20 protein-coding genes are annotated in these 19,753 nt (G+C 60.6%); 9 read left to right on the forward strand and 11 right to left on the reverse strand.

Going from position 1 to position 19,753, the window contains the following annotated elements; translation table 11 throughout:
* Positions 1 to 16: 16 nt before the first annotated feature.
* The 5 genes from tmk to ACQY1K_RS08745 all read left to right on the forward strand — a co-directional run bounded on the left by tmk (position 17) and on the right by ACQY1K_RS08745 (position 5,029).
* Positions 17 to 697, forward strand: a complete 681-nt coding sequence (gene tmk, locus ACQY1K_RS08725; RefSeq protein ID WP_430258823.1) for a dTMP kinase — start codon at positions 17 to 19, stop codon at positions 695 to 697.
* Positions 694 to 1,725, forward strand: coding sequence for a DNA polymerase III subunit delta' (locus ACQY1K_RS08730; RefSeq protein ID WP_430258825.1), 1,032 nt, complete (start codon positions 694 to 696; stop codon positions 1,723 to 1,725). Before tmk ends, ACQY1K_RS08730 begins: the two co-directional genes overlap by 4 nt.
* 94 nt (positions 1,726 to 1,819) lie before the next feature.
* Positions 1,820 to 3,376, forward strand: coding sequence for a methionine--tRNA ligase (metG, locus tag ACQY1K_RS08735; protein ID WP_430258827.1), 1,557 nt, complete (start codon positions 1,820 to 1,822; stop codon positions 3,374 to 3,376).
* A gap of 8 nt (positions 3,377 to 3,384) precedes the next feature.
* Complete coding sequence (locus ACQY1K_RS08740; protein ID WP_430258829.1) at positions 3,385 to 4,167, forward strand: TatD family hydrolase; 783 nt, start codon at positions 3,385 to 3,387, stop codon at positions 4,165 to 4,167.
* A gap of 4 nt (positions 4,168 to 4,171) precedes the next feature.
* Positions 4,172 to 5,029 (forward strand): MBL fold metallo-hydrolase, encoded by an 858-nt coding sequence (locus ACQY1K_RS08745; RefSeq protein WP_430258831.1) that lies wholly within the window; start codon positions 4,172 to 4,174, stop codon positions 5,027 to 5,029.
* Between the two features lie 301 nt (positions 5,030 to 5,330).
* On the opposite strand, the gene ACQY1K_RS08750 is transcribed toward ACQY1K_RS08745, so the two are convergent.
* The gene (locus tag ACQY1K_RS08750; RefSeq protein ID WP_430251662.1) at positions 5,331 to 5,711 is read right to left on the reverse strand and encodes a VOC family protein; all 381 of its coding nucleotides are present in this window, start codon (positions 5,709 to 5,711) and stop codon (positions 5,331 to 5,333) included.
* Between the two features lie 69 nt (positions 5,712 to 5,780).
* Positions 5,781 to 6,554 (reverse strand): DeoR/GlpR family DNA-binding transcription regulator, encoded by a 774-nt coding sequence (locus ACQY1K_RS08755; RefSeq protein WP_430258833.1) that lies wholly within the window; start codon positions 6,552 to 6,554, stop codon positions 5,781 to 5,783.
* A gap of 127 nt (positions 6,555 to 6,681) precedes the next feature.
* Between ACQY1K_RS08755 and ACQY1K_RS08760 the strand changes: the two genes are divergently transcribed.
* Positions 6,682 to 7,845, forward strand: a complete 1,164-nt coding sequence (locus ACQY1K_RS08760) for an MFS transporter (RefSeq protein WP_430258835.1) — start codon at positions 6,682 to 6,684, stop codon at positions 7,843 to 7,845.
* A 14-nt stretch (positions 7,846 to 7,859) separates the two neighbouring features.
* On the opposite strand, the gene ACQY1K_RS08765 is transcribed toward ACQY1K_RS08760, so the two are convergent.
* The 3 genes from ACQY1K_RS08765 to ACQY1K_RS08775 all read right to left on the reverse strand — a co-directional run bounded on the left by ACQY1K_RS08765 (position 7,860) and on the right by ACQY1K_RS08775 (position 10,302).
* On the reverse strand, positions 7,860 to 8,339 hold the full coding sequence (locus ACQY1K_RS08765; RefSeq protein ID WP_062580728.1) for a GNAT family N-acetyltransferase: 480 nt from the start codon (positions 8,337 to 8,339) through the stop codon (positions 7,860 to 7,862).
* Positions 8,340 to 8,406: 67 nt separating this feature from the next.
* On the reverse strand, positions 8,407 to 8,991 hold the full coding sequence (locus ACQY1K_RS08770) for a DnaJ domain-containing protein (protein ID WP_113165235.1): 585 nt from the start codon (positions 8,989 to 8,991) through the stop codon (positions 8,407 to 8,409).
* Between the two features lie 165 nt (positions 8,992 to 9,156).
* On the reverse strand, positions 9,157 to 10,302 hold the full coding sequence (locus tag ACQY1K_RS08775; RefSeq protein WP_174196646.1) for an MFS transporter: 1,146 nt from the start codon (positions 10,300 to 10,302) through the stop codon (positions 9,157 to 9,159).
* Between the two features lie 206 nt (positions 10,303 to 10,508).
* Between ACQY1K_RS08775 and ACQY1K_RS08780 the strand changes: the two genes are divergently transcribed.
* Positions 10,509 to 10,934: a DUF4864 domain-containing protein gene (locus ACQY1K_RS08780; RefSeq protein WP_430258837.1), complete on the forward strand. Its 426-nt coding sequence runs from the start codon at positions 10,509 to 10,511 to the stop codon at positions 10,932 to 10,934.
* Positions 10,935 to 10,981: 47 nt separating this feature from the next.
* Here the strand turns inward: ACQY1K_RS08780 and tgt are convergent, their stop codons facing one another.
* From tgt to coaD, 5 genes are all read right to left on the reverse strand, one after another.
* Positions 10,982 to 12,115 carry a tRNA guanosine(34) transglycosylase Tgt gene (tgt, locus tag ACQY1K_RS08785; RefSeq protein WP_430258839.1) on the reverse strand — a complete coding sequence of 378 codons (1,134 nt, stop codon included), beginning with the start codon at positions 12,113 to 12,115 and terminating at the stop codon, positions 10,982 to 10,984.
* Positions 12,112 to 13,200, reverse strand: a complete 1,089-nt coding sequence (gene queA / locus ACQY1K_RS08790) for a tRNA preQ1(34) S-adenosylmethionine ribosyltransferase-isomerase QueA (protein ID WP_430258841.1) — start codon at positions 13,198 to 13,200, stop codon at positions 12,112 to 12,114. The genes tgt and queA overlap by 4 nt, the downstream gene beginning before the upstream one ends.
* Before the next feature lie 74 nt (positions 13,201 to 13,274).
* Positions 13,275 to 13,784, reverse strand: a complete 510-nt coding sequence (locus tag ACQY1K_RS08795) for a peptidylprolyl isomerase (protein ID WP_062456851.1) — start codon at positions 13,782 to 13,784, stop codon at positions 13,275 to 13,277.
* A 77-nt stretch (positions 13,785 to 13,861) separates the two neighbouring features.
* Positions 13,862 to 14,434, reverse strand: a complete 573-nt coding sequence (locus tag ACQY1K_RS08800) for a peptidylprolyl isomerase (protein WP_062456848.1) — start codon at positions 14,432 to 14,434, stop codon at positions 13,862 to 13,864.
* A 31-nt stretch (positions 14,435 to 14,465) separates the two neighbouring features.
* The gene (gene coaD / locus ACQY1K_RS08805; protein WP_062580735.1) at positions 14,466 to 14,960 is read right to left on the reverse strand and encodes a pantetheine-phosphate adenylyltransferase; all 495 of its coding nucleotides are present in this window, start codon (positions 14,958 to 14,960) and stop codon (positions 14,466 to 14,468) included.
* A gap of 420 nt (positions 14,961 to 15,380) precedes the next feature.
* On the opposite strand from coaD, the gene ACQY1K_RS08810 reads away from it, so the two are divergent.
* Complete coding sequence (locus ACQY1K_RS08810; protein WP_062456843.1) at positions 15,381 to 15,563, forward strand: hypothetical protein; 183 nt, start codon at positions 15,381 to 15,383, stop codon at positions 15,561 to 15,563.
* A 451-nt stretch (positions 15,564 to 16,014) separates the two neighbouring features.
* Here the strand turns inward: ACQY1K_RS08810 and gyrA are convergent, their stop codons facing one another.
* A complete protein-coding gene (gyrA, locus tag ACQY1K_RS08815) occupies positions 16,015 to 18,876 on the reverse strand; it encodes a DNA gyrase subunit A (RefSeq protein ID WP_430257089.1) in 2,862 nt (953 codons plus the stop codon).
* A 228-nt stretch (positions 18,877 to 19,104) separates the two neighbouring features.
* Here gyrA and ACQY1K_RS08820 point away from each other — a divergent pair, with 228 nt between their 5' ends.
* Positions 19,105 to 19,737: a MarC family protein gene (locus tag ACQY1K_RS08820; RefSeq protein WP_062456837.1), complete on the forward strand. Its 633-nt coding sequence runs from the start codon at positions 19,105 to 19,107 to the stop codon at positions 19,735 to 19,737.
* The last annotated feature ends 16 nt before the right edge of the window (positions 19,738 to 19,753 follow it).

The raw sequence follows: 19,753 nt of genomic DNA on the forward strand, positions 1-19,753 counted from the left end.
CAATACGGAACTAGGTGTGACACAACAATCCGGGCTATTCGTGACATTCGAAGGCGGGGAAGGGGCGGGGAAATCCACCCAGATCCGCAGGCTTGCCGATCTCCTGCGAAGGCGTGGTTACGACGTTCTGATGACGCGCGAGCCTGGCGGCTCGCCGGGCGCCGAAGCGGTTCGCCACGTTCTGCTGTCGGGCGCAGCCCAAGAGTTCGGGACCAGGCTCGAGGCCATCTTGTTTGCGGCGGCCCGCAACGACCACGTCGAGGAGGTCATCCGGCCGGCGCTCGCAAGCGGCGCAATCGTTCTCTGCGACCGCTTCATCGATTCCTCCCGCGTCTACCAGGGCGCCACCGGCAATCTGGAGTCCGATCTCATCGAGGCCTTGCAGCGTGTCGCGATCGACGGCGTGAAACCGGATTGTACCGTCATCCTCGATCTGTCCGCAGAAATCGGCCTGGGCCGTGCCCGCAAACGTGCACCGGACGAAGCCCCCGACCGTTTCGAGCGCGAGGAAATCGAGACCCACGATACGCGCCGCCAGGCTTATCTCGCGATTGCCACCGCCGATCCCGACCGCTGTCACGTCATCGATGCCGACCGCGACGAGGAGATCATCGCCAAGGAGATCGCAGCGCTGATCGAGCCCATGGCTTTGAGCCTCGGCGCTGATCAGGCGGGCGGCCCGGGTTCATCCGAATGAGCGACCAGGATCCGCACATTCTGGACGGCGCCATTTCGCCCGCCAGAAATCCGCACCTGTTCGGCCATCGGGATGCCGAGGACTTTCTCAGTGCCAGCTACAAAACGGGCAAGGGCCATCACGCCATCCTGATCGAGGGTCCGGAAGGCATCGGCAAGGCGACACTGGCCTTCCGTTTCGCCAATCATGTCCTCTCAAATCCGGAGCCGGAAAGCGCACCCGATCATATTGCCGATCCGGATCCAGACGGCGCCGTCAGCCGCCAGATCGCCTCCGGTGCCTCGCACAATCTCCTGCACTTGTCTCGACCGGTGGACGAGAAGACGGGAAAGATGAAGACGGCCATCACCGTCGATGAAGTGCGGAAAGCCGGCCACTTCTTTTCGCAGACATCCGGAACCGGCAACTGGCGCATCGTCATCATCGATGCGGCCGATGACCTCAACCGCAATGCAGCCAACGCGATCCTCAAGATCCTCGAAGAACCGCCGCGGCGTGCGCTTTTCCTGGTTCTCTCGCATGCCCCCGGACGGCTCTTGCCGACCATCCGGTCCAGATGCCAGCCGCTCAGGCTGTCACCACTCAGTGATGCCGATCTTGCAAGCGCGCTCGCAGCCCTCGGCAGCCCACTCGATGGCGGCAAGACCGAGGAAATGGTGCTGTCGCAATCCAAGGGAAGCGTCGCTCAGGCCCTGAAACTTTTGAATTACGGCGGCGCTGATATCATCTCGGCATTCGACGATGCCGTCTCTGCCGATGGACCGGCCGCGCGCAAAGCCATGCACCGGCTCGCCGACGTTCTCTCCGGCAAGGACAGCGACGTCATCTTCGGCTTCTTTCTGGAGCATCTATCCGACCATCTCGTCAAACGGGCGAGGGAGGCCGCATTGTCAGGCGATCTCGCGACGGCGGATCGCAGGGCGAAGCTGGTTTCCGACATGACCGAGAAGTTGAAGATCGCCCAGGCCTACAACCTCGATCGCAAGCAGACGCTGATGTCCATTCTCGAGACCGCCAGGCTCGCCTGATCACCGATCCGGACCGTGGCGGGAAGTTTGGGTTTCGCTTGTCTGCAACATGCGCTAAGAGCGGCGTGACTTAACATCTGTCCGAGTACAGCCCATGCCGAACAAGACACCTTTCTATATCACGACCGCGATTTCCTATCCGAACGGCAAGCCGCATATCGGCCATGCCTACGAACTGATCGCGACGGATGCGATGGCGCGCTTCCAGCGCCTCGACGGCAAGGATGTCTTCTTCCTGACGGGCACGGACGAGCACGGCCAGAAGATGCAGCAGACGGCCCGCAACGAAGGCATTTCGCCGGAAGAGCTGGCCGAGCGCAATACCGAGCAGTTCCGGGAAATGGGCAAGCTGCTCAACGCCTCGAACGACGATTTCATCCGCACGACGGAACAGCGCCACCATCAGGCAAGCAAGGACATCTGGAACCGGATGTCGGCCGCCGGCGATATCTACAAGGATACCTATGCCGGCTGGTATTCGGTCCGCGACGAGGCCTACTACGCCGAGGACGAAACGCAGCTGCGTGACGGCACCCGTTATGGCCCGCAGGGCACGCCGGTCGAGTGGGTCGAAGAGTCCAGCTACTTCTTCAAGCTGTCCGAATACGGCGACAAGCTGCTGAAGCATTACGAGGATCATCCGGACTTCATCGGCCCGGCCGAGCGCCGCAACGAAGTGATCTCCTTCGTGAAATCCGGCCTGCGCGATCTCTCCGTATCCCGCACCACGTTCGACTGGGGCATCAAGGTTCCCGATGATCCGGCGCACGTCATGTATGTCTGGGTCGACGCGCTCACGAACTACCTGACAGCGACCGGCTACCTTGACGACCCAAATGGGCCGCGCGCCAAATACTGGCCGGCGGATGCGCATATCATCGGCAAGGACATTATCCGCTTTCACGCCGTCTACTGGCCAGCCTTCCTGATGTCGGCAGGTCTGCCGCTGCCCAAGCGCGTCTATGCCCATGGCTTCGTTCTTGCGAAGGGCGGCGAGAAAATGTCGAAGTCGCTCGGCAACGTCCTCGATCCGTTCGAACTGATCGGCCATTTCGGCCTCGATGCGATCCGCTATTACCTGCTGCGCGAAATCTCCTTCGGCCAGGACGGCACCTGCAGCGAGGATGCGATCGGCACGCGCATCAACGCCGATCTCGCAAACGGTATCGGCAATCTTGCCAGCCGCTCGCTGTCGATGATCGTCAAGAACTGCGATGCGAAGATCCCGGCACCCGGCGAACTCACCGACGCAGACCGGCAAATGCTGGCATCCGTCGATGCGCTCCTGCCGATCTGCCGCGAAGACATGGAAAAGCAGCTCGTTCACCGCGCTCTGGCAGCAATCATCGCCGTCGTGTCGGAAACCGACCGGTATTTCGCAGCCCAGGCGCCGTGGGTTCTGAAGAAAACTGATCCCGCCCGGATGGAGACGGTCCTTTACGTGGCCGCAGAAGTGGTGCGCCAGATCGCCATCCTGCTGCAGCCGTTCATGCCGGACTCGTCGTCAAAGCTTCTCGATCTGGTGGCTGCACCTACCGGATCGCGTGATTTCGCGTCACTCGGCGAAGTTGGCCGCCTGACGCCCGGAACGGTACTGGAAGCTCCAAGCCCGGTCTTCCCGCGCTACGTTGCGCCGCAGCCGGCGGCATAGGGCAAGTCATGCTGATCGATACCCATTGCCATCTGGATTTTGCGGATTTCGACTCCGAACGCGACGAACTGATCGAGCGCGCCCACGAAGCCGGTGTCCGGCAGATGGTGACGATTTCGACACGCGTCAGGAAGCTGGACAGCCTGCTGGCCATCACGGACAAATATCCGTCGGTATTCTGCTCCGTTGGCACGCATCCCAACAATGCCAGCGAAGAGCTGGATATCCAGGCGGAAGACCTCATTCGTCTCGCCAATTCGCATGACAAGATCGTCGCGATCGGCGAAGCTGGTCTCGATTATTTCTACGACACGCAAACGCCGGCCGACCAGAAGACCGGTCTTGTCAGACATATCGAAGCTGCACGCGAGACCGGGTTGCCGCTCGTGATCCATAGTCGCAGTGCCGACGAAGACATGATCGAGATCCTGACAGCTGAAAGCGGGAAGGGGGCTTTCCCCTTCATTCTGCATTGCTTTTCGGCCGGACCCGACCTCGCCCGTGCCGGTATCGAGCTTGGTGGCTACGTATCCTTCTCGGGCATCCTGACATTCCCGAAATCCGAGGAAATCCGGGCCATCGCCAAAACGCTGCCGACTGACCGGCTGCTGGTTGAGACCGATGCACCTTATCTGGCGCCAAAACGCTGGCGCGGAAAGCGCAACGAACCGTCCTACGTGGTCAATACCGCAGAGGTGCTGGCCGATGTTCACGGCCTGACTTACGAAGAGATGGCTGCGATCACGACGGAAAACGCGTTCCGCTGCTTCTCCAAGATGCCGAGGCTTTGAGGTGATGGCGGCCCGGGCCGGAACGAGCACCGGATATCGGCGGCGCTTTACCGTTCTCGGCTGCGCGTCTTCGCCGGGCGTACCGCGGCTCAACGGCGACTGGGGCGATTGTGACGCGGAAAACCCGAAGAACCGGCGCACGCGCGCCTCGTTCATGGTGGAGCAGATCGCGCCGGATGGCGGCAAAACTGTTGTCGTGATCGATACCGGCCCGGACTTTCGCGAGCAGATGATCGCCGCAAGCGTCCAGCGCATCGATGCCGTTCTGTACACCCATCCACACGCCGATCATCTGCACGGGATCGACGATCTGCGCGGCTATTTCATTCTGCAGAAGCACCGCATTCCGATCCATGCCGATCCGCCGACGATGGACCGCATCCGCCAGGGCTTCGGCTATTGCCTGGAAACACCGGCCGGCGGCAGCTATCCGCCGATCGTCAAGCCGGTGCTGATCGAGACGATGGACGCGCCGGTCGTCATAGACGGTCCGGGCGATGCCATCCGGTTCCAGCCGCTCAGGCAGATCCACGGCGATATCCAGTCTCTGGGCTTCCGGATCGGCAACGTGGCGTACTGCAGCGATGTCAGCGACTTTCCGCCGGAAACCGTGCCGAAGCTCACAGGACTGGATACGCTCATCATCGACGCGCTCCAGTACCGCACGCATCCGAGCCATCTGTCACTGCAGCAGGCACTCGACTGGATCAGCCATCTGGCGCCGAAGCGCGCGCTGCTGACCCACATGCATATCCCACTGGACTACGATCGCGTCATGGCTGAAACGCCGGGCCATGTCGAACCGGCCTATGACGGCTTGGCGTTCGAAGTCGATGTGACATCGGATGATCTGCAGCTCTAAGGGAGAAGGCCAAGGTATTGCGCTTCCAGCCACATCCTCTAGTTCCATAATCTATCTTATCTGATCTTTGGATGTTGCTGCAAAGCTGGACTGTCACACTCCCCGCATGTGAATGGCGTGCGCGATCTGCGGCGGATCGAAGTTTCGTCCAAGGCCGTATCGTGCGTGATGACAGTAGTGTCACTGGCGAATGGTCTTGACCTGAGCGAGCGCCGGATCCGCCGGATCACATCCCATACGCTTCAGTACCCAGAACATTGATCACCGAACGCAACAACTTTGCGCGCCGTCGGCATCGCGTTCAAACGGTGATCTCGACGGCGCTACCATCCGGCATCACGATGACGGCCTCGTAGAACCCGTCACCGGTCCATCTGGGTCCTGATCGCAGGCAGCCGGCAAGCCGGCAGCGTTCCGCCAAAGCATCGACTGCACGCTCGCTCCCCAGCGCAATGGCGATATGGTCCCAGCCAACGCTTTCTCCTCTGGCGTCCGTCACCCATGGCCCCGACATGAGCTCGATCTGGTCCTCTGCACCGGGCAGGTTGGCGAACCTCGATGTGAACCCTACCCTGTTCTTGCTGTGGTAAGGTTCTCCCACCGTTGCGTCGAAATAGGTCTCGAAAAATCCGGCAGCGGCGTCGAGGTCGCGGGTCCAAAGTGCTGCGTGGGCGATGCGCATGGGTCGTTGAATTCCTTGTTTGACGAACGTGCGAAGCTACGAAAGATGCGGACGTTGCCGCCACATGCTTCACGTCGACGGAGAACCGCCATCTAGTGCGACATGCACCTGGACATCGCACCGCGCGAAGTCTCCGCGGTCGAATTCGCCATCCTCCACGATGAGATGATCGATCATCGACGTATCCGCGACCTTGAACGGCGCGACTGTGCCGAGCTTCTCGGCCGTCGCGGCGACGACGAGAATGCTGCTCTGGTTGACCATGGTCCGCTTGAGTTCGGCCTCGCCCGGATCGAGCGCAGTGACGCCGGCGATGCTGTCCACGCCGCATACGCCGATGATGAACATGTCCGCATAGACCTGCATGGCTTCACGTATCGCCTGCGGCCCGAGGCACGCGCCCTTCGCCTGATCGTACAGACCGCCGAGAACAATGACCGTAAAGTTCGGTCGGTCTGATAGCGCCGTGGCAATCACCGGCGCGTTCGTGACGATCGTCAGCGTCTGGCTCGGATCGAGCGCGTTCGCGACCGCAAGATTGGTGGATCCGGCGTCGATGAACACGGTCTGGCCGTCTTCGACAAGCCTCGCCGCCGCCCGTGCAAGGCTCGACTTTCGATCCGTGTCCAATACGGTTCTGGCAGCCAACGTGCCGAAATCCGGCGTCGGCAGCAGCGCGCCACCATAGACTCGACGGCAGAAACCCAGCTTGGCGAGTTCGCGCAGGTCTCTGCGAACCGTGTCTTCGGACACGTCAAACTGCGTCGCCAGTTCGCTCGCAACAACCTTGCCGCGGACGGTCAACTGCTCGCGGATGCGGTCGAGCCTCTCTTCTGTCAGCACGTGCCAGCCCCCTCATGAAAGTTTCTGCACGATCTTGCACATTTTTACGCATTCTGTAAACAGGGCACCATCAAGGACGGCGACGATCTCTTCCGAGGTCCAACGCTGTAATCCAGGAGCTATCGAGATGCCGAACGCCCAGATCCTCAAAGGACGCCCCCGCACCGGAGGCCGACACCAATTGGCCACGCGCTCCAGCTTTCTCATTGCCGGCTCGGCCATGGCGGCCTGGGCACCGCTGGTTCCTGTCGCCAAGGCTCGAATCGGCGTGGATGACGGCACGCTTGGCCTGCTGCTCCTGTGCCTTGGCCTGGGCTCTATCGTGACCATGCCAATGGTCGGCATTCTCGCGAGCCGATTCGGATGCCGGGCCGTCATCGTGGCAAGCACCCTCGCCCTCGCCGTCGTGCTCCCGCTGCTGGCGGTCGCCGATACGCTTCCCGGCATGGCGATCTCGCTGGCGCTGTTCGGGGCAAGCGTTGGCGCGGTGGACGTCGCGATCAATATTCAGGCCGTCATGGTCGAGAAGGACAGCGGCCGCAACATGATGTCCGGCTTCCATGGGCTGTTCAGCGTCGGCGGCATTGTCGGCGCGGGCGGCATGAGCCTTCTGCTTGGTGCCGGCGTTTCACCCCTGACCGCGACCTTGATGTTCAGTGCGCTGCTGCTTGGTCTGCTGGCGCAATCCTTTCGAGGCCTCCTGCCCTACGGAAACCAGGAGACCGGAGATGCGCCGTTGTTCACCATCCCGCGCGGCATCGTGGCCTTCATCGGACTGCTGTGCTTTCTGGTTTTCCTTGGCGAGGGCGCGGTGCTCGACTGGAGCGCTCTGTTCCTCATCGGCGCGCACCTTGTCGATCCAGCTCAGGCAGGCTTTGGCTACACGATGTTCGCCATCGCGATGACCGTTGGTCGGCTGACAGGCGACTGGATCGTCAAGACGCTCGGCGGCATGAAAGTCGTGGTCGGTGGCGGCACGCTCGCAGCACTGGGTTTCCTGCTGACAGTCCTGGCTCCTAACCAGCCCCTGGCGTTTGCGGGCTTCCTTCTGGTAGGGCTCGGGGCTTCCAATATCGTGCCGGTTCTGTTCACAGCAGCCGGCAAGCAGACCCAAATGCCACCCAGCCATGCGATCGCTGCCATCACGACGATGGGCTACGCCGGAATTCTCATGGGTCCGGCCGCCATCGGTTTCGTTGCCCATCACTATAGTCTGGGTGTGGCCTTCGTTCTGGTTGCTGGCGGCATGGCGTTCGTCGCGCTCACCTGGCCTTTGACCGCGCGACGGTAACGGGCTGATCCGGCCTAGCCGTCAGCAAAGTCCCTGAGCTTCTCACCAGCCATCCGGTAGCGGATCCACTCCTTCTGCGGTTCGGCACCGATCGCATCGTAGACACCGATCGCCGGTTCGTTCCAGTCGAGCACGCTCCACTCGAACCGTCCGCACCCGCTCTCGACAGCGATCTTCGCGAGATGCCGCAACAGCGCCTTCCCAGCCCCGAGCCCCCGAGCGTTCGGCGTCACGTAGAGATCCTCGAGGTAGAGCCCGTTCCGTGCCTGCCATGTCGAATAATTGAAGAACCAGATGGCCATGCCGACCGGTTTGCCATCGCTTTCGCAGATCAGGCCGCGCGTGACAGATGTCGGGCCGAACATCGATGTCTCGATCGTCTCGACGGTCGCCGCAACCTCATGCTCGGCCTTTTCGAAGATCGCGAGTTCGCGGATGAAAGACAGGAGCGTTCCGGCATCGGCACGGGTGGCGTCTCGGATGGCAAGTGTCATGAAATGATCCGTGAAGTTTCGGCGACGCCAAATGTGATCGTCCGATGGCCGCGTGCGGGTCCGCGGCCTATTCGGCCGCGTCCTTTACCTCGGCGATTTCGATCTCGTAACTGTATCCGTCCAGCATGCCATAGGCCTGCTCGATGGTCTGGATCTCGGAATCGGCCTTGCTGATCGCATCGGCAATCGTTTCGCAGCGGGATTTCAGCATGCGACCCAGAACATCCGTTTCCGGCTTGCGGCCGATCCGGTTGATGTGATTGCGGATCCGGGCGCGGTGGCGCTCCATCTCGAGAATATGGAAGCGCGCATTGACGATCCGGTCCGTGAGCTTGCGCCGCATCGAGGAAACCGGATCAAAGCTGCCAGGCTCGCGCTCATCGAGGATCATCTCGTTGACGAGCATCTCCAAAATGACGAGACCCTGCAGGTCCTTCTTGTCGGCAAGCTCGGGATCGTAACCGGTGTCGTCATAGACTTTTCGGCGGATCGGGTCGTTCAGGAGCTCGAAGGATGCCTTCAGCTGTCCGAACGTTTCCGCATCGCCGCCGGTATCGGGATGGGCGGATTTCACCCGTTTGCGGTAGGCAAGCTTGATCGCCGTCACATCCGCCTCGCGCGAAACACCAAGAATTTCATAGGGATCGATCACAGTGCCACCTGTTTTCGGAAAGTCATATCAGAAAACGCCAATCCAGTCGTAGCGACGAAGTCCAGTCGGCTCAAGCCATTATCCATTCATGTGGCCAATTAGGGGCCATCAGCCGGCAAGTCTTGCCCCTGCCCCAAAACCGACCGGTTTTCCACATGCAAGCGATCAACGCCTGAGACGAAACGGCCGGCGCCCATCGGCCACCGGCGCCATCAGGAAGCTGATGAGAACGGTCGGAAGCAAAACGACGAAGGTGGCAACCAGGCTCACATGCTCTGCAATGAAGCCCAGAAGCGGCGGCACCCCGATCGTGGAAAGCATCAGGGTCAGCGCGAGGGCTGCAAGATTGTCGGAGGGCTGTCCCTTGCCACGGGCAATCGTGGTCGAGACTGCCAGGGGAAAGGCCAGCGCGATCCCGCAGCCGATCAGAAACAGCGCCACGCCGGCAACGACGAGGTTTGCGGCGGTCACCAGCAGCACGATACCGAACGCGACGGCGATAGCGGATCCCCGGATCAGCGAGATCGGTCCTGCGACTTCCCGCAGCTTGTCGCCCGACAGCCGCGTCAGTCCCATGCCGACGGTGAAGACGGCGTAGAGGACGCCGGCCATCGCCGGATCCGCCCCCATTTCCTCGCGCAGAAAGAAGATCGCCCAGTCGTAGACCGCGCCTTCCACGATGCAGAGCCCGAACACCATGATGCAGATGAGGATGATGGTCTTGTCCGGCATGACGTATGCGGATTTTCTTTTCGTCGTCGGCGCAGCTGGCGCCGGGTCGGCGGCCGTCACCCGGAAGACGGCAAAGCAGGCTACGAGGACAAGTAGCGCCGCCACGCTCTGCTGCACAAAGGGCGATACGCCCTGCGCTGCGAGGAAACCGGACGCAAGCGATCCGAACAGAAGCCCGACCGACCAGAACCCGTGGCTTCTCGCCAGAACCTTTGTGCCGGTCCGCTGCTCGATACCGGCGGAGATCATGTTGGCGGACACGTCGAAGATCGTGCGAAAGAAGCCGAACAGGAAGAAACCGAGGACAAATAGAGGCAGCGGCGCGGCCGCCAGGATCGGGCTCAGAAGTGCTACAATCGGCAAGGTGATGACTGCGGTCAGCCGAGGTGTGAGCCTGTCGGTGATCCTCCCCGCCAGAGGCAGCGCGAGAAACGTGCCAACCGGTGCGCTCAAGAGCGCCATCCCGAGCACTGCCTTGTCGATTCCCATTGATTCCTGAATGGCTGGAAGCCGCGTGAACAGGGAAACGAACAGAAGAGCATTGCTGAAATAGAGCAGAGCCGGCGCTAGTAGGGTCATTACGGAATTCCGAAGCAATCACATCAGACACACTGGTGCACCGCGACTTTGACGACGACAAGACATGAACGTGGGACCCTGCCCTGCGTTAAGGTTTGCCGTCCGACTGGGCAGATCGCGGTGATGCTGAAAATATCCGCAACGCCACCTTTCCCTTTGGTGAGTATGCTCTAAACTTTATGGAAGCCGATGCTGGAGAATGTCAGATGCGCTTTCGAATAGCCTCTCTTGCCGCATTCCTCTTTCTGTCACCCGCAGGTGTCGTCCACGCCGAAGATCCGGTCGCCGACGCCCGCGCCGTCATCTCCGCCCAGATCTCCGCCTTGATGAACGACGATGCGGATAAGGCCTATTCTCTCGCGTCGCCGGGGATCCGCAGTCTTTATCCGGATAAAAAAGTCTTCTTCGCCATGGTCCGCGACAACTATGAGGCTGTCTATCAGGCCGGAACCTATGCCTTCGGCCGCTCCAAACTGGTGGGCGGCGGCGAAGTCGTGCTGCAGGAAGTGATGATCAGCGCCAAGCAGGGCAAGGACTGGACCGCCATCTACGAGATGCGGCTGATGGACGACGGCTCCTACAAGGTCAACGGCGTCCTGATGATCCGCAATACGGCGAGCCAGGGCATCTAGCCAAAATATGGTCGGCAGGGGCACCGCCCCTGCCCGCTGGAACATCCTCAGACCGGGTCGATATCGCCCTTCGCCCATTCCGCCTGGGTCTCTGCACAGAAATCCTCGAAACGACCGTTGGCTATCGCCTCGCGAATACCCTTCATCAGATCCTGATAGTAATTGAGGTTGTTCCACGACAGCAGCATCCCGCCCAGCGATTCATCTGAGCGAATGAGATGGTGCAGATAGGCGCGGGAATAGTCGCGCGTGGCCGGGCAGCCGGACTCCTCGTCGAGCGGTCGCATATCCTCGGCATGGCGTGCGTTGCGAAGGTTCACCTTGCCGCGACGGGTGAAGGCAAGACCGTGACGGCCGGCCCGCGTCGGCATCACGCAGTCGAACATGTCGATACCGCGTGCCACAGATTTCAGGATATCGTCAGGCGTGCCGACACCCATCAGGTAGCGCGGCTTTTCCGATGGCAGAACCGGAAGCGTCTCCTCCAGCATGCGCAGCATGACGTCCTGAGGCTCGCCGACGGCAAGCCCGCCCACCGCATAACCCTTGAGGTCGAGCTGTTTCAGCCCTTCGGCAGACCGCACGCGGAGCGCCGGAATGTCGCCACCCTGGACGATGCCGAACATGGCCTTGCCTGGCTGTTCCCCGAAGGCCACCCGGCAGCGCTCTGCCCAGCGAAGCGACAATTCCATCGCGCGCTCGATTTCCTTGGGCTCCGCCGGAAGCGCCACGCATTCGTCGAGCTGCATCTGGATATCCGAGCCAAGCAGGCCCTGTATCTCGATCGAACGCTCCGGCGACATATGGTGCTTGGAGCCGTCGATATGGCTCTTGAAGGTCACGCCCTTCTCGTCGAGCTTTCTGAGCGCCGAAAGCGACATGACCTGAAAGCCGCCCGAATCGGTGAGGATCGGATGATCCCAACGGATCAGCTTGTGCAGCCCGCCGAGCCGCGCGACCCGCTCAGCGCCCGGCCGCAGCATCAAGTGATAGGTATTGCCGAGAATGATATCGGCGCCCGTATCGCGCACCTGGTCGAGATACATCGCCTTGACCGTTCCCACGGTCCCGACCGGCATGAAAGCCGGCGTGCGGATCGTTCCGCGCGGCATGGAGACTTCGCCGAGACGGGCGCCGCCGTCTGTTGCCTTCAGATTGAACTGGAAATTTTCGGTGGTCATCGGTCGTTCCTGAAAAGCAGGCTTGAGTCGCCGTAGGAGTAAAAGCGGTAGCCGGACGAGATGGCATGGTCGTAGGCTGAGCGCATCGTCTCGAGCCCACAGAAGGCCGAAACCAGCATGAACAGCGTCGATTTCGGCAAATGGAAATTGGTCATCAGCATGTCGACTGCCTTGAACCGATAGCCGGGCGTGATGAAGATGCCGGTCGCACCGCTCCAGGGCAGTATGGTGCCGTCGTCAGCCGCAGCACTTTCAATCAGCCGCAGCGAGGTCGTGCCGACGCAGACGATGCGCCCGCCCCTCGCCTTTACGGCGTTGAGATGCTGCGCGGTCTCGGCACTCACGTAACCGATTTCCTGATGCATCTTGTGGTCTTCGGTATCGTCCACCTTCATCGGCAGAAACGTTCCGGCCCCCACATGCAGCGTCACGAAATGCCGATCGACGCCCGCCGCGTCCAGCCTGGCAAACAGGTCGGGCGTGAAATGCAGCCCTGCAGTTGGCGCTGCGACCGCTCCCTGCTCGCGGGCGTAGATCGTCTGGTAATCCTTGGCGTCCTGCGCATCCTCAGGCCGCTTGGCGGCGATATAGGGAGGCAGTGGAATATGGCCGACCGACAGGATCGCTTCGTCGAGTGCCGGACCGGAAAGATCAAAACGCAGCGTCACCTCGCCGCCCTCTCCCTTCTCCTCGACTGTCGCGACAAGCGACCCGGACAGGCAGGTACTCTCACCGGAGCGGCCGAACTCGATCCGATCGCCGATCTTGATCCGCTTGCCGGGCCTTGCAAAGGCCTTCCAGACATCCGGTTCGGTGCGCATATGCAGCGTTGCCGAAACCTGCTGACCACCGGCACCCTCGCGATGACGGATGCCTTCGAGCTGGGCGGGAATGACTTTCGTGTCGTTGAAGACCAGCGCGTCGCCCGGTTTCAGGAATGCCACCAGATCGCTGACCCGCTGGTCGGAAAGGACAGGATCGGCGCCTGCGTCGACGACAAGCAGCCGGGCGCTGTCGCGCGGGTTTGCCGGCCGCAGCGCAATGTTTTCCTCGGGCAGATCGAAATCGAAAAGATCGACACGCATGATGTTAGAGCTTCCAGAATAGGCAAGGCCCGCCCCGTCGAGAAGACGGAGCGGGCCAGAGATTGCGGTTTAGATCAGACGTCTGCGGCGACGCGGACGGAAACGATCGAGTCCGGATCCTTGACCGGCTCGCCCTTCTTGATCAGGTCGATGATGTCCATGCCTTCGATGACCTGGCCCCAGACCGTGTACTGCTTGTTCAGCCAAGGAGCGTCGGTAAAGCAGATGAAGAACTGCGAGTTGGCGGAGTTCGGGCTCTGCGAACGGGCCATCGAGCATGTGCCGCGGATATGCGATACAGCCGAGAATTCAGCCTTCAGGTCCGGCTTGTCGGAACCGCCCATGCCGGCGCGCGAAGGGTTGAAGTCCGCTCCGCCCTGCTTGCCGAACTTGACGTCGCCGGTCTGCGCCATGAAATCCGGAATGACGCGGTGGAAAACAACGCCGTCATAGGCCGTCTCGCGGGCAAGTTCCTTGATGCGCGCAACGTGCTCAGGTGCCAGGTCCGGCAGGAGCGAGATGACGACCTTGCCCTTGGTGGTTTCCATGATGAGGGTGTTTTCGGGATCCTTGATCTCGGCCATGGTATTTCTCCTTGATTATCTCTGTCTCAGGACATCAGCCCGGTGGGCCATTGCCGTTTCAATCGACTGTGAGCCGATTATTTCTTGCCGACGGTCACCTTGACCATCTTGTCGGGATTGGTGACTTCGCCATTGCTGCCATCGCCACGCTTGATCTTGTCAACGGCTTCCATGCCGGACACGACCTTGCCGATTACGGTGTACTGACCGTTCAGGAACGGGCCTTCGTCGAACATGATGAAGAACTGAGAGTTGGCAGAATTCGGGCTCTGCGAACGGGCCATGCCGACAGTGCCGCGCTCGAATGGCGTCTTGGAAAATTCTGCAGGAAGATCGGCAAGATCCGAGCCGCCGGTGCCGGCGCGCGAAGCGTTGAAGCTCGGGCCGCCCTGCTTGCCGAACTTGACGTCGCCGGTCTGGGCCATGAAGCCATCGATGACCCGGTGGAATATGACGTTGTCATAGGCACCCTTGGCAGCCAGCGCCTTCACCTGCGCAACGTGCTTCGGTGCCGACTCAGGCATCAGCTGGATCACGACCGGGCCATCCTTCAACTGGATGGTCAGAAAATCGTCTGCCGCCGCAACGGCTGTTCCGACCGTGGCAGCGAGCGCGAGGGCGCCGGCTATGGCGAGGCGAAGCAGTTTCATCAGAAGACTCCTGTTATCTTTTGTCGCAGAATCAGCGTTTGTGCTTTTCGTTCAGGGCGCGCAGTACCACAGCCGGCACGAATTCGCCGACATTGCCGCCCATGGCAGCGATCTGGCGGACCAATGTGGCCGTTATGGGCCGGGAGGCCGCCGCCGACGGCAGGAATACCGTCTGGAGGTCTGGCGCCATTGTCCGGTTCATGCTGGCCATCTGCATCTCGTAATCAAAATCGGTCCCGTCGCGCAGGCCGCGCACAAGGATTGTCGCCCCCTGCTCCCGGGCAGCGTCGATGACCAGTCCTTCGAAGGAAACCACCGAAAGACTGTCCTCGCGCTCGGGCAGAGCCTCCGAAAGTGCTGCTGCGATCAATGCCGCGCGCTCCTCGAAGCTGAATACCGGCACCTTGCCCGGATGAACGCCGATTGCCACGACGACCCGTTCGGCAATGTTCAGCGCCTGCACGAGAATATCGAGATGGCCGTTTGTCATCGGGTCGAATGAGCCGGGATAAAGAGCGATCGTCATACTGAAGTCGGAGCCTGTTCCAGCTGAATTTCAACGGCCTTTTGTCACGGAAGGCCGCCCGCTGCAAGGCTTTCCCAAAAACTGAACGAAAGATGAATGCGTCGTTCAAGGCCGTTTCAGCCGGTTCATGTTTAACTGACAAACATGACGGGGCGAGATCATCGTCCCGCTGAGTTGAGAGATACGGAAATGCTGGCTTTAATGATTTTCGCTGCAATCGCTGCAGCGCTTTTATTGGACGCCGCGATTTACGTATTCGGATCGCCAGACCTCTGAGAAGTGGAAACGCGATCCGGAACCTGAACGCCAGATGAACGCGCCATTCAAGCATGCTTCAGAGCCGTTCAGATAGGTCACTCTCATAATGTGGTGTCGCTGCGCGCAGTTCACGCGCTCAGGCAATTAAAAGGATAATCGGATATGATGATCGCAAACAAAAAGATGGCTATGCCCGACAAGATCACCATGATTAACCTCGTATGGAGCGCCATGATTGCTGTCATGTTGACGGCGACGGTCACTCTCTACCAGGACCGCTCGGATGTCGACGGCTCCAACTACCCGCAGGTTACCGGTCGTTACAGCGACATCTCCTACTATTGATCGCCTGCCGCGAGGAGCTGGGCTGGGACCTCATCCCTTTGGCCGCTCCTCTGAAACATCCGCGATCACAGAAACCGCAATCGTGCCCCCTGCTCTTTGGGCACGTTGTCGGGAAGATCTAGAGCGACAAGCCACACCATTATTTTCGTGAACGGTAGCGAACAGGGCGCGATGCCCTTTCCGCGCTAAGCGGCTCAAACAAAGCCGGAGGATGGTTTCCCATCCTCCGGCTTTTTCGTTGTTGATGTCCTCTGCCCTCCGGAAGGACGCGACCTACTTGGTCGCATCCCAATCCAATGATCGAACACCGCGCCACTAGTTTGATCGCCGGTGCCAAATACTGGCGAGATGCCCAACCCCGTGGAGCTACTCAAACAAAAGCCGGAGGATGGTTTCCCATCCTCCGGCTTTTTTCGTTTTTCTCGTCTTTTGCCGTCCGGGTGGACGCGACCTATTCGGTCGCATCCCCGTCAGCATCAGGCGTATCGGCTTCGGGCGCGTCGGTGTCGGTATCGGGAGCAATCCCGAGGTCACCGGTTTCGGCCGAGATCTCACCCGGCAACTCGCCGTTCTCGTCTTCGTTCTCAGGCTCGCTGATGCGCTCGACGGAGACCACCTTCTCATCCTTGTGGGTCGAGAAGATCGTGACGCCCTTCGTCGCACGGCTGGCAATGCGAATGCCGCCAACCGGAACACGGATCAGAACACCGCCATTCGAAACGAGCATGATCTGGTCACCCTCGTCGATCGGGAAGGCGGCCACGAGTTCGCCGATTTCCGTAGTCTTCGAGGTATCGGTGGCACGGATACCCTTGCCGCCACGGCCCGATGTGCGGAAGTCATAGGAAGACGAGCGCTTGCCGTAGCCTTTTTCCGAAACCGTCAGCACGAACTGCTCGTGTTGCTTCAGGTATTCATAGCGCTCATCGGAAAGCTGTCCCTCTTCGGTGACTTCCTCACCAACCAGAGCGATGTCCTCTTCGTCCACCCCGGCAGCACGGCGCTCTATCGCCGAGCGCTTGAGATAGGCTGCACGTTCCCACGGCTCGGCATCGACATGCCCGACAATCGTCATCGAGATGATGCGGTCGCCTTCGGCCAGATTGATACCGCGGACACCGATGGAATTACGGCCGGCAAAGACGCGGACCTCTTCGACCGGGAAGCGGATCGCCTGTCCAAGCGCGGTTGTTAGCAACACGTCATCGCCGGGCTCGTTGAGATCGAGGTTGGGACCGCTGCAGGTCTCGACGGAGAGGATTTCGTCGCCCTCTTCCTCGAGCTTCATGGCGATCTTGCCGTTGCGGTTGACCTGCACGAAGTCCGAAAGCTTGTTGCGGCGAACCGTGCCGCGTGTCGTGGAGAACATCACGTCGAGGTTATCCCAGGACGTTTCGTCTTCGGGCAACGGCATGATCGTGGTGATGCGCTCGCCGGCTTCCAGCGGCAGCATGTTGATCAGGGCCTTGCCGCGCGATTGCGGCGTACCGATCGGCAGGCGCCAGACCTTTTCCTTGTAGACGATGCCACGCGAGGAGAAGAACAGCACCGGCGTATGGGTGTTGACCACGAATAGCCGGGTAACGAAATCCTCGTCACGCGTCGCCATACCGGAGCGACCCTTGCCGCCACGACGCTGGGCGCGATAGGTCGCCAGCGGAACACGCTTGATATAGCCGAGATGCGAAACGGTAACAACCATGTCCTCGCGGGCAATCAGGTCCTCGTCGTCCATTTCGAGACCACCTTCGAGGATCTCGGTGCGGCGCGGTGTGCCGAATTCGTCGCGAACGGCGATGAGTTCGTCCTTGACGATCTGCTGGATGCGAACCCGTGACGACAGGATGTCGAGATAGTCGGAGATCTCGGCGCCGATCTTGTTCAGCTCGTCGCCGATTTCATCGCGGCCGAGCGCCGTGAGGCGGGCAAGACGCAGTTCGAGAATCGCGCGGGCCTGTTCCTCGGAGAGGTTGTAGGTCAGGTCCTCGTTGATCTTGTGACGCGGATCGTCGATGAGCCGGATAAGAGCCTCGACGTCATGGGCCGGCCAGCGGCGGGTCATCAACTGCTCGCGGGCCGTCGCAGGATCCGGTGCACGGCGGATGAGCGCAATGACTTCATCGATATTGGCAACGGCGATCGCCAGACCCACCAACACGTGAGCGCGCTCGCGCGCCTTGCGCAGCAGGTATTTCGTGCGGCGGCTGACGACTTCCTCGCGGAAGGACACAAAGGCCTTCAGCATGTCGATCAGCGCCAGCTGCTCCGGCTTGCCGCCATTGAGCGCCACCATGTTGCAGCCGAACGACGTCTGCAGTGGCGTGTAGCGGTAGAGCTGGTTCAAAATGACGTCGGCATTCGCATCGCGCTTCAGCTCGACGACGACTCGGTAACCCTGTCTGTCGGACTCGTCACGCAGATCGGAAATCCCTTCGATCCGCTTTTCGCGAACGAGTTCGCCAATCTTTTCGACCATCGAGGCCTTGTTCACCTGATAGGGAACTTCGGTGATGATGATCTGCTCACGGTCGCCGCGCAGAGGTTCGATCGTCGCACGACCGCGCATCATGACGGAGCCACGACCCGTCTCGTAAGCCAACCGAATGCCGGCGCGGCCGAGGATCATCGCACCTGTCGGAAAGTCCGGGCCGGGAATGATCTGCATCAGCTCGGGCAGTTCGATCGCCGGATTGTCCATCATCGCGATGCAGCCGTCGATCACTTCCGACAGATTGTGCGGCGGGATGTTGGTCGCCATGCCGACGGCGATGCCGCCTGCGCCATTGACGAGTAGGTTCGGGAATTTCGCAGGCAGAACCACCGGTTCCGACAGCGTGCCGTCATAGTTGTCGCGGAAATCGACGGTTTCCTTGTCGAGATCGTCGAGCAGCGCATGGGCGGACTTTTCAAGCCTGCACTCGGTATAGCGCTCCGCCGCCGGCGGATCCCCGTCGATCGATCCGAAATTGCCCTGTCCGTCGATGAGGGGCAAGCGGAGCGACCAGTCCTGCGCCATACGTGCCAGCGCATCATAGATCGCGGAGTTGCCGTGCGGATGGAATTTACCCATCACGTCACCGGTTACGCGGGCGCATTTGACGTATTTCTTGTTCCAGTCGATCCCGAGCTCGGACATGCCGAACATGATGCGCCGGTGAACCGGCTTCAGTCCGTCACGAACGTCGGGAAGTGCGCGGCTGACGATCACGCTCATCGCATAATCGAGATAGGACCGCTGCATCTCTTCCATAATGGAAATGGGTTCGATGCCTGGAGGCAGCTTTCCGCCGCCGGGTGTGCTTTGCTCAGTCAAATCGGATCACGATCTCTGTTCGGAATCATTTGAATTTTTATAGCGGAAAGCGGCTCCGGGCGCCAATTTCCACTGAATTTGCTTTGTAGTTGTGAACAGGTTTTGCGGCATTTGGAAGGTGTTTGCCACGATCGTTGGATACATTCGTTGCAAGACTTCCCTAAAGCGCCCGGCTGTCCTAACAATCTTATCATTGAACGGCAAGCCGAGCGTCCTCTAGGAGTATCCATGGCCTCACCCGATGCTCTCATCAACGCGTTGACCACTTTGTTGGTCACGCTCGACCCGCCGGGTCTGGCGCCGGTCTTTCTGGGCCTGACGGTCGGCATGACGACGGCACAACGGCGCTTTGTCGCTTTTCGCGGTGCGCTGATCGCGTTCGGGATCCTCGCGGTGTTTGCCCTGTTCGGATCGAGCGTTCTCGGCCTGCTCGGCATCTCGATCGGCGCCTTCCGCATCGCGGGCGGCCTGCTTCTGTTCTGGATCTCGTTCGAAATGGTTTTCGAGAAGCGCCAGGAGCGAAAGGAAAAGACGTCGCAAAAGGCGATCACGATCGACCATATCCACGATATCGCCGTGTTTCCGCTCGCCCTGCCGCTGATCGCCGGCCCCGGAGCGATTTCCGCGACCGTCCTTTTGTCCGGAACATTCACCAGCGCTCTCGACCGAGCCCTTCTTATCGGTGTCCTCGCGCTGATCATGGTGGTGCTCTACGCAACGCTTCTGATCGCGGAAAAGCTCGACCGTTTCCTGGGTGTGACAGGGCGCGCGATCCTCACCCGGCTTCTCGGGGTCATCCTCGCTGCCTTGTCCGTTCAGTTCGTGGTCGACGGCATCCGGTCGGCATTCGCGATACCCTGATCGTTCCTGAGACGGA

Source organism: Neorhizobium sp. IRS_2294, from assembly GCF_050500145.1.
GTDB classification, from domain to species: domain Bacteria; phylum Pseudomonadota; class Alphaproteobacteria; order Rhizobiales; family Rhizobiaceae; genus Neorhizobium; species Neorhizobium soli.

Coding starts and splice junctions, on each gene's coding strand:
- ACQY1K_RS08775 (WP_174196646.1), bottom strand. CDS start 10,302: ATGACCCTACTAGCGCCGGCTCTGCTCTATTTCAGCAATGCTCTTCTG.
- ACQY1K_RS08820 (WP_062456837.1), top strand. CDS start 19,105: ATGGCCTCACCCGATGCTCTCATCAACGCGTTGACCACTTTGTTGGTC.
- ACQY1K_RS08765 (WP_062580728.1), bottom strand. CDS start 8,339: ATGACACTTGCCATCCGAGACGCCACCCGTGCCGATGCCGGAACGCTC.
- ACQY1K_RS08740 (WP_430258829.1), top strand. CDS start 3,385: ATGCTGATCGATACCCATTGCCATCTGGATTTTGCGGATTTCGACTCC.
- ACQY1K_RS08750 (WP_430251662.1), bottom strand. CDS start 5,711: ATGCGCATCGCCCACGCAGCACTTTGGACCCGCGACCTCGACGCCGCT.
- ACQY1K_RS08730 (WP_430258825.1), top strand. CDS start 694: ATGAGCGACCAGGATCCGCACATTCTGGACGGCGCCATTTCGCCCGCC.
- ACQY1K_RS08800 (WP_062456848.1), bottom strand. CDS start 14,434: ATGAAACTGCTTCGCCTCGCCATAGCCGGCGCCCTCGCGCTCGCTGCC.
- ACQY1K_RS08780 (WP_430258837.1), top strand. CDS start 10,509: ATGCGCTTTCGAATAGCCTCTCTTGCCGCATTCCTCTTTCTGTCACCC.
- metG (WP_430258827.1), top strand. CDS start 1,820: ATGCCGAACAAGACACCTTTCTATATCACGACCGCGATTTCCTATCCG.
- tgt (WP_430258839.1), bottom strand. CDS start 12,115: ATGACCACCGAAAATTTCCAGTTCAATCTGAAGGCAACAGACGGCGGC.
- ACQY1K_RS08795 (WP_062456851.1), bottom strand. CDS start 13,784: ATGGCCGAGATCAAGGATCCCGAAAACACCCTCATCATGGAAACCACC.
- ACQY1K_RS08745 (WP_430258831.1), top strand. CDS start 4,172: ATGGCGGCCCGGGCCGGAACGAGCACCGGATATCGGCGGCGCTTTACC.
- queA (WP_430258841.1), bottom strand. CDS start 13,200: ATGCGTGTCGATCTTTTCGATTTCGATCTGCCCGAGGAAAACATTGCG.
- ACQY1K_RS08810 (WP_062456843.1), top strand. CDS start 15,381: ATGATGATCGCAAACAAAAAGATGGCTATGCCCGACAAGATCACCATG.
- coaD (WP_062580735.1), bottom strand. CDS start 14,960: ATGACGATCGCTCTTTATCCCGGCTCATTCGACCCGATGACAAACGGC.
- ACQY1K_RS08760 (WP_430258835.1), top strand. CDS start 6,682: ATGCCGAACGCCCAGATCCTCAAAGGACGCCCCCGCACCGGAGGCCGA.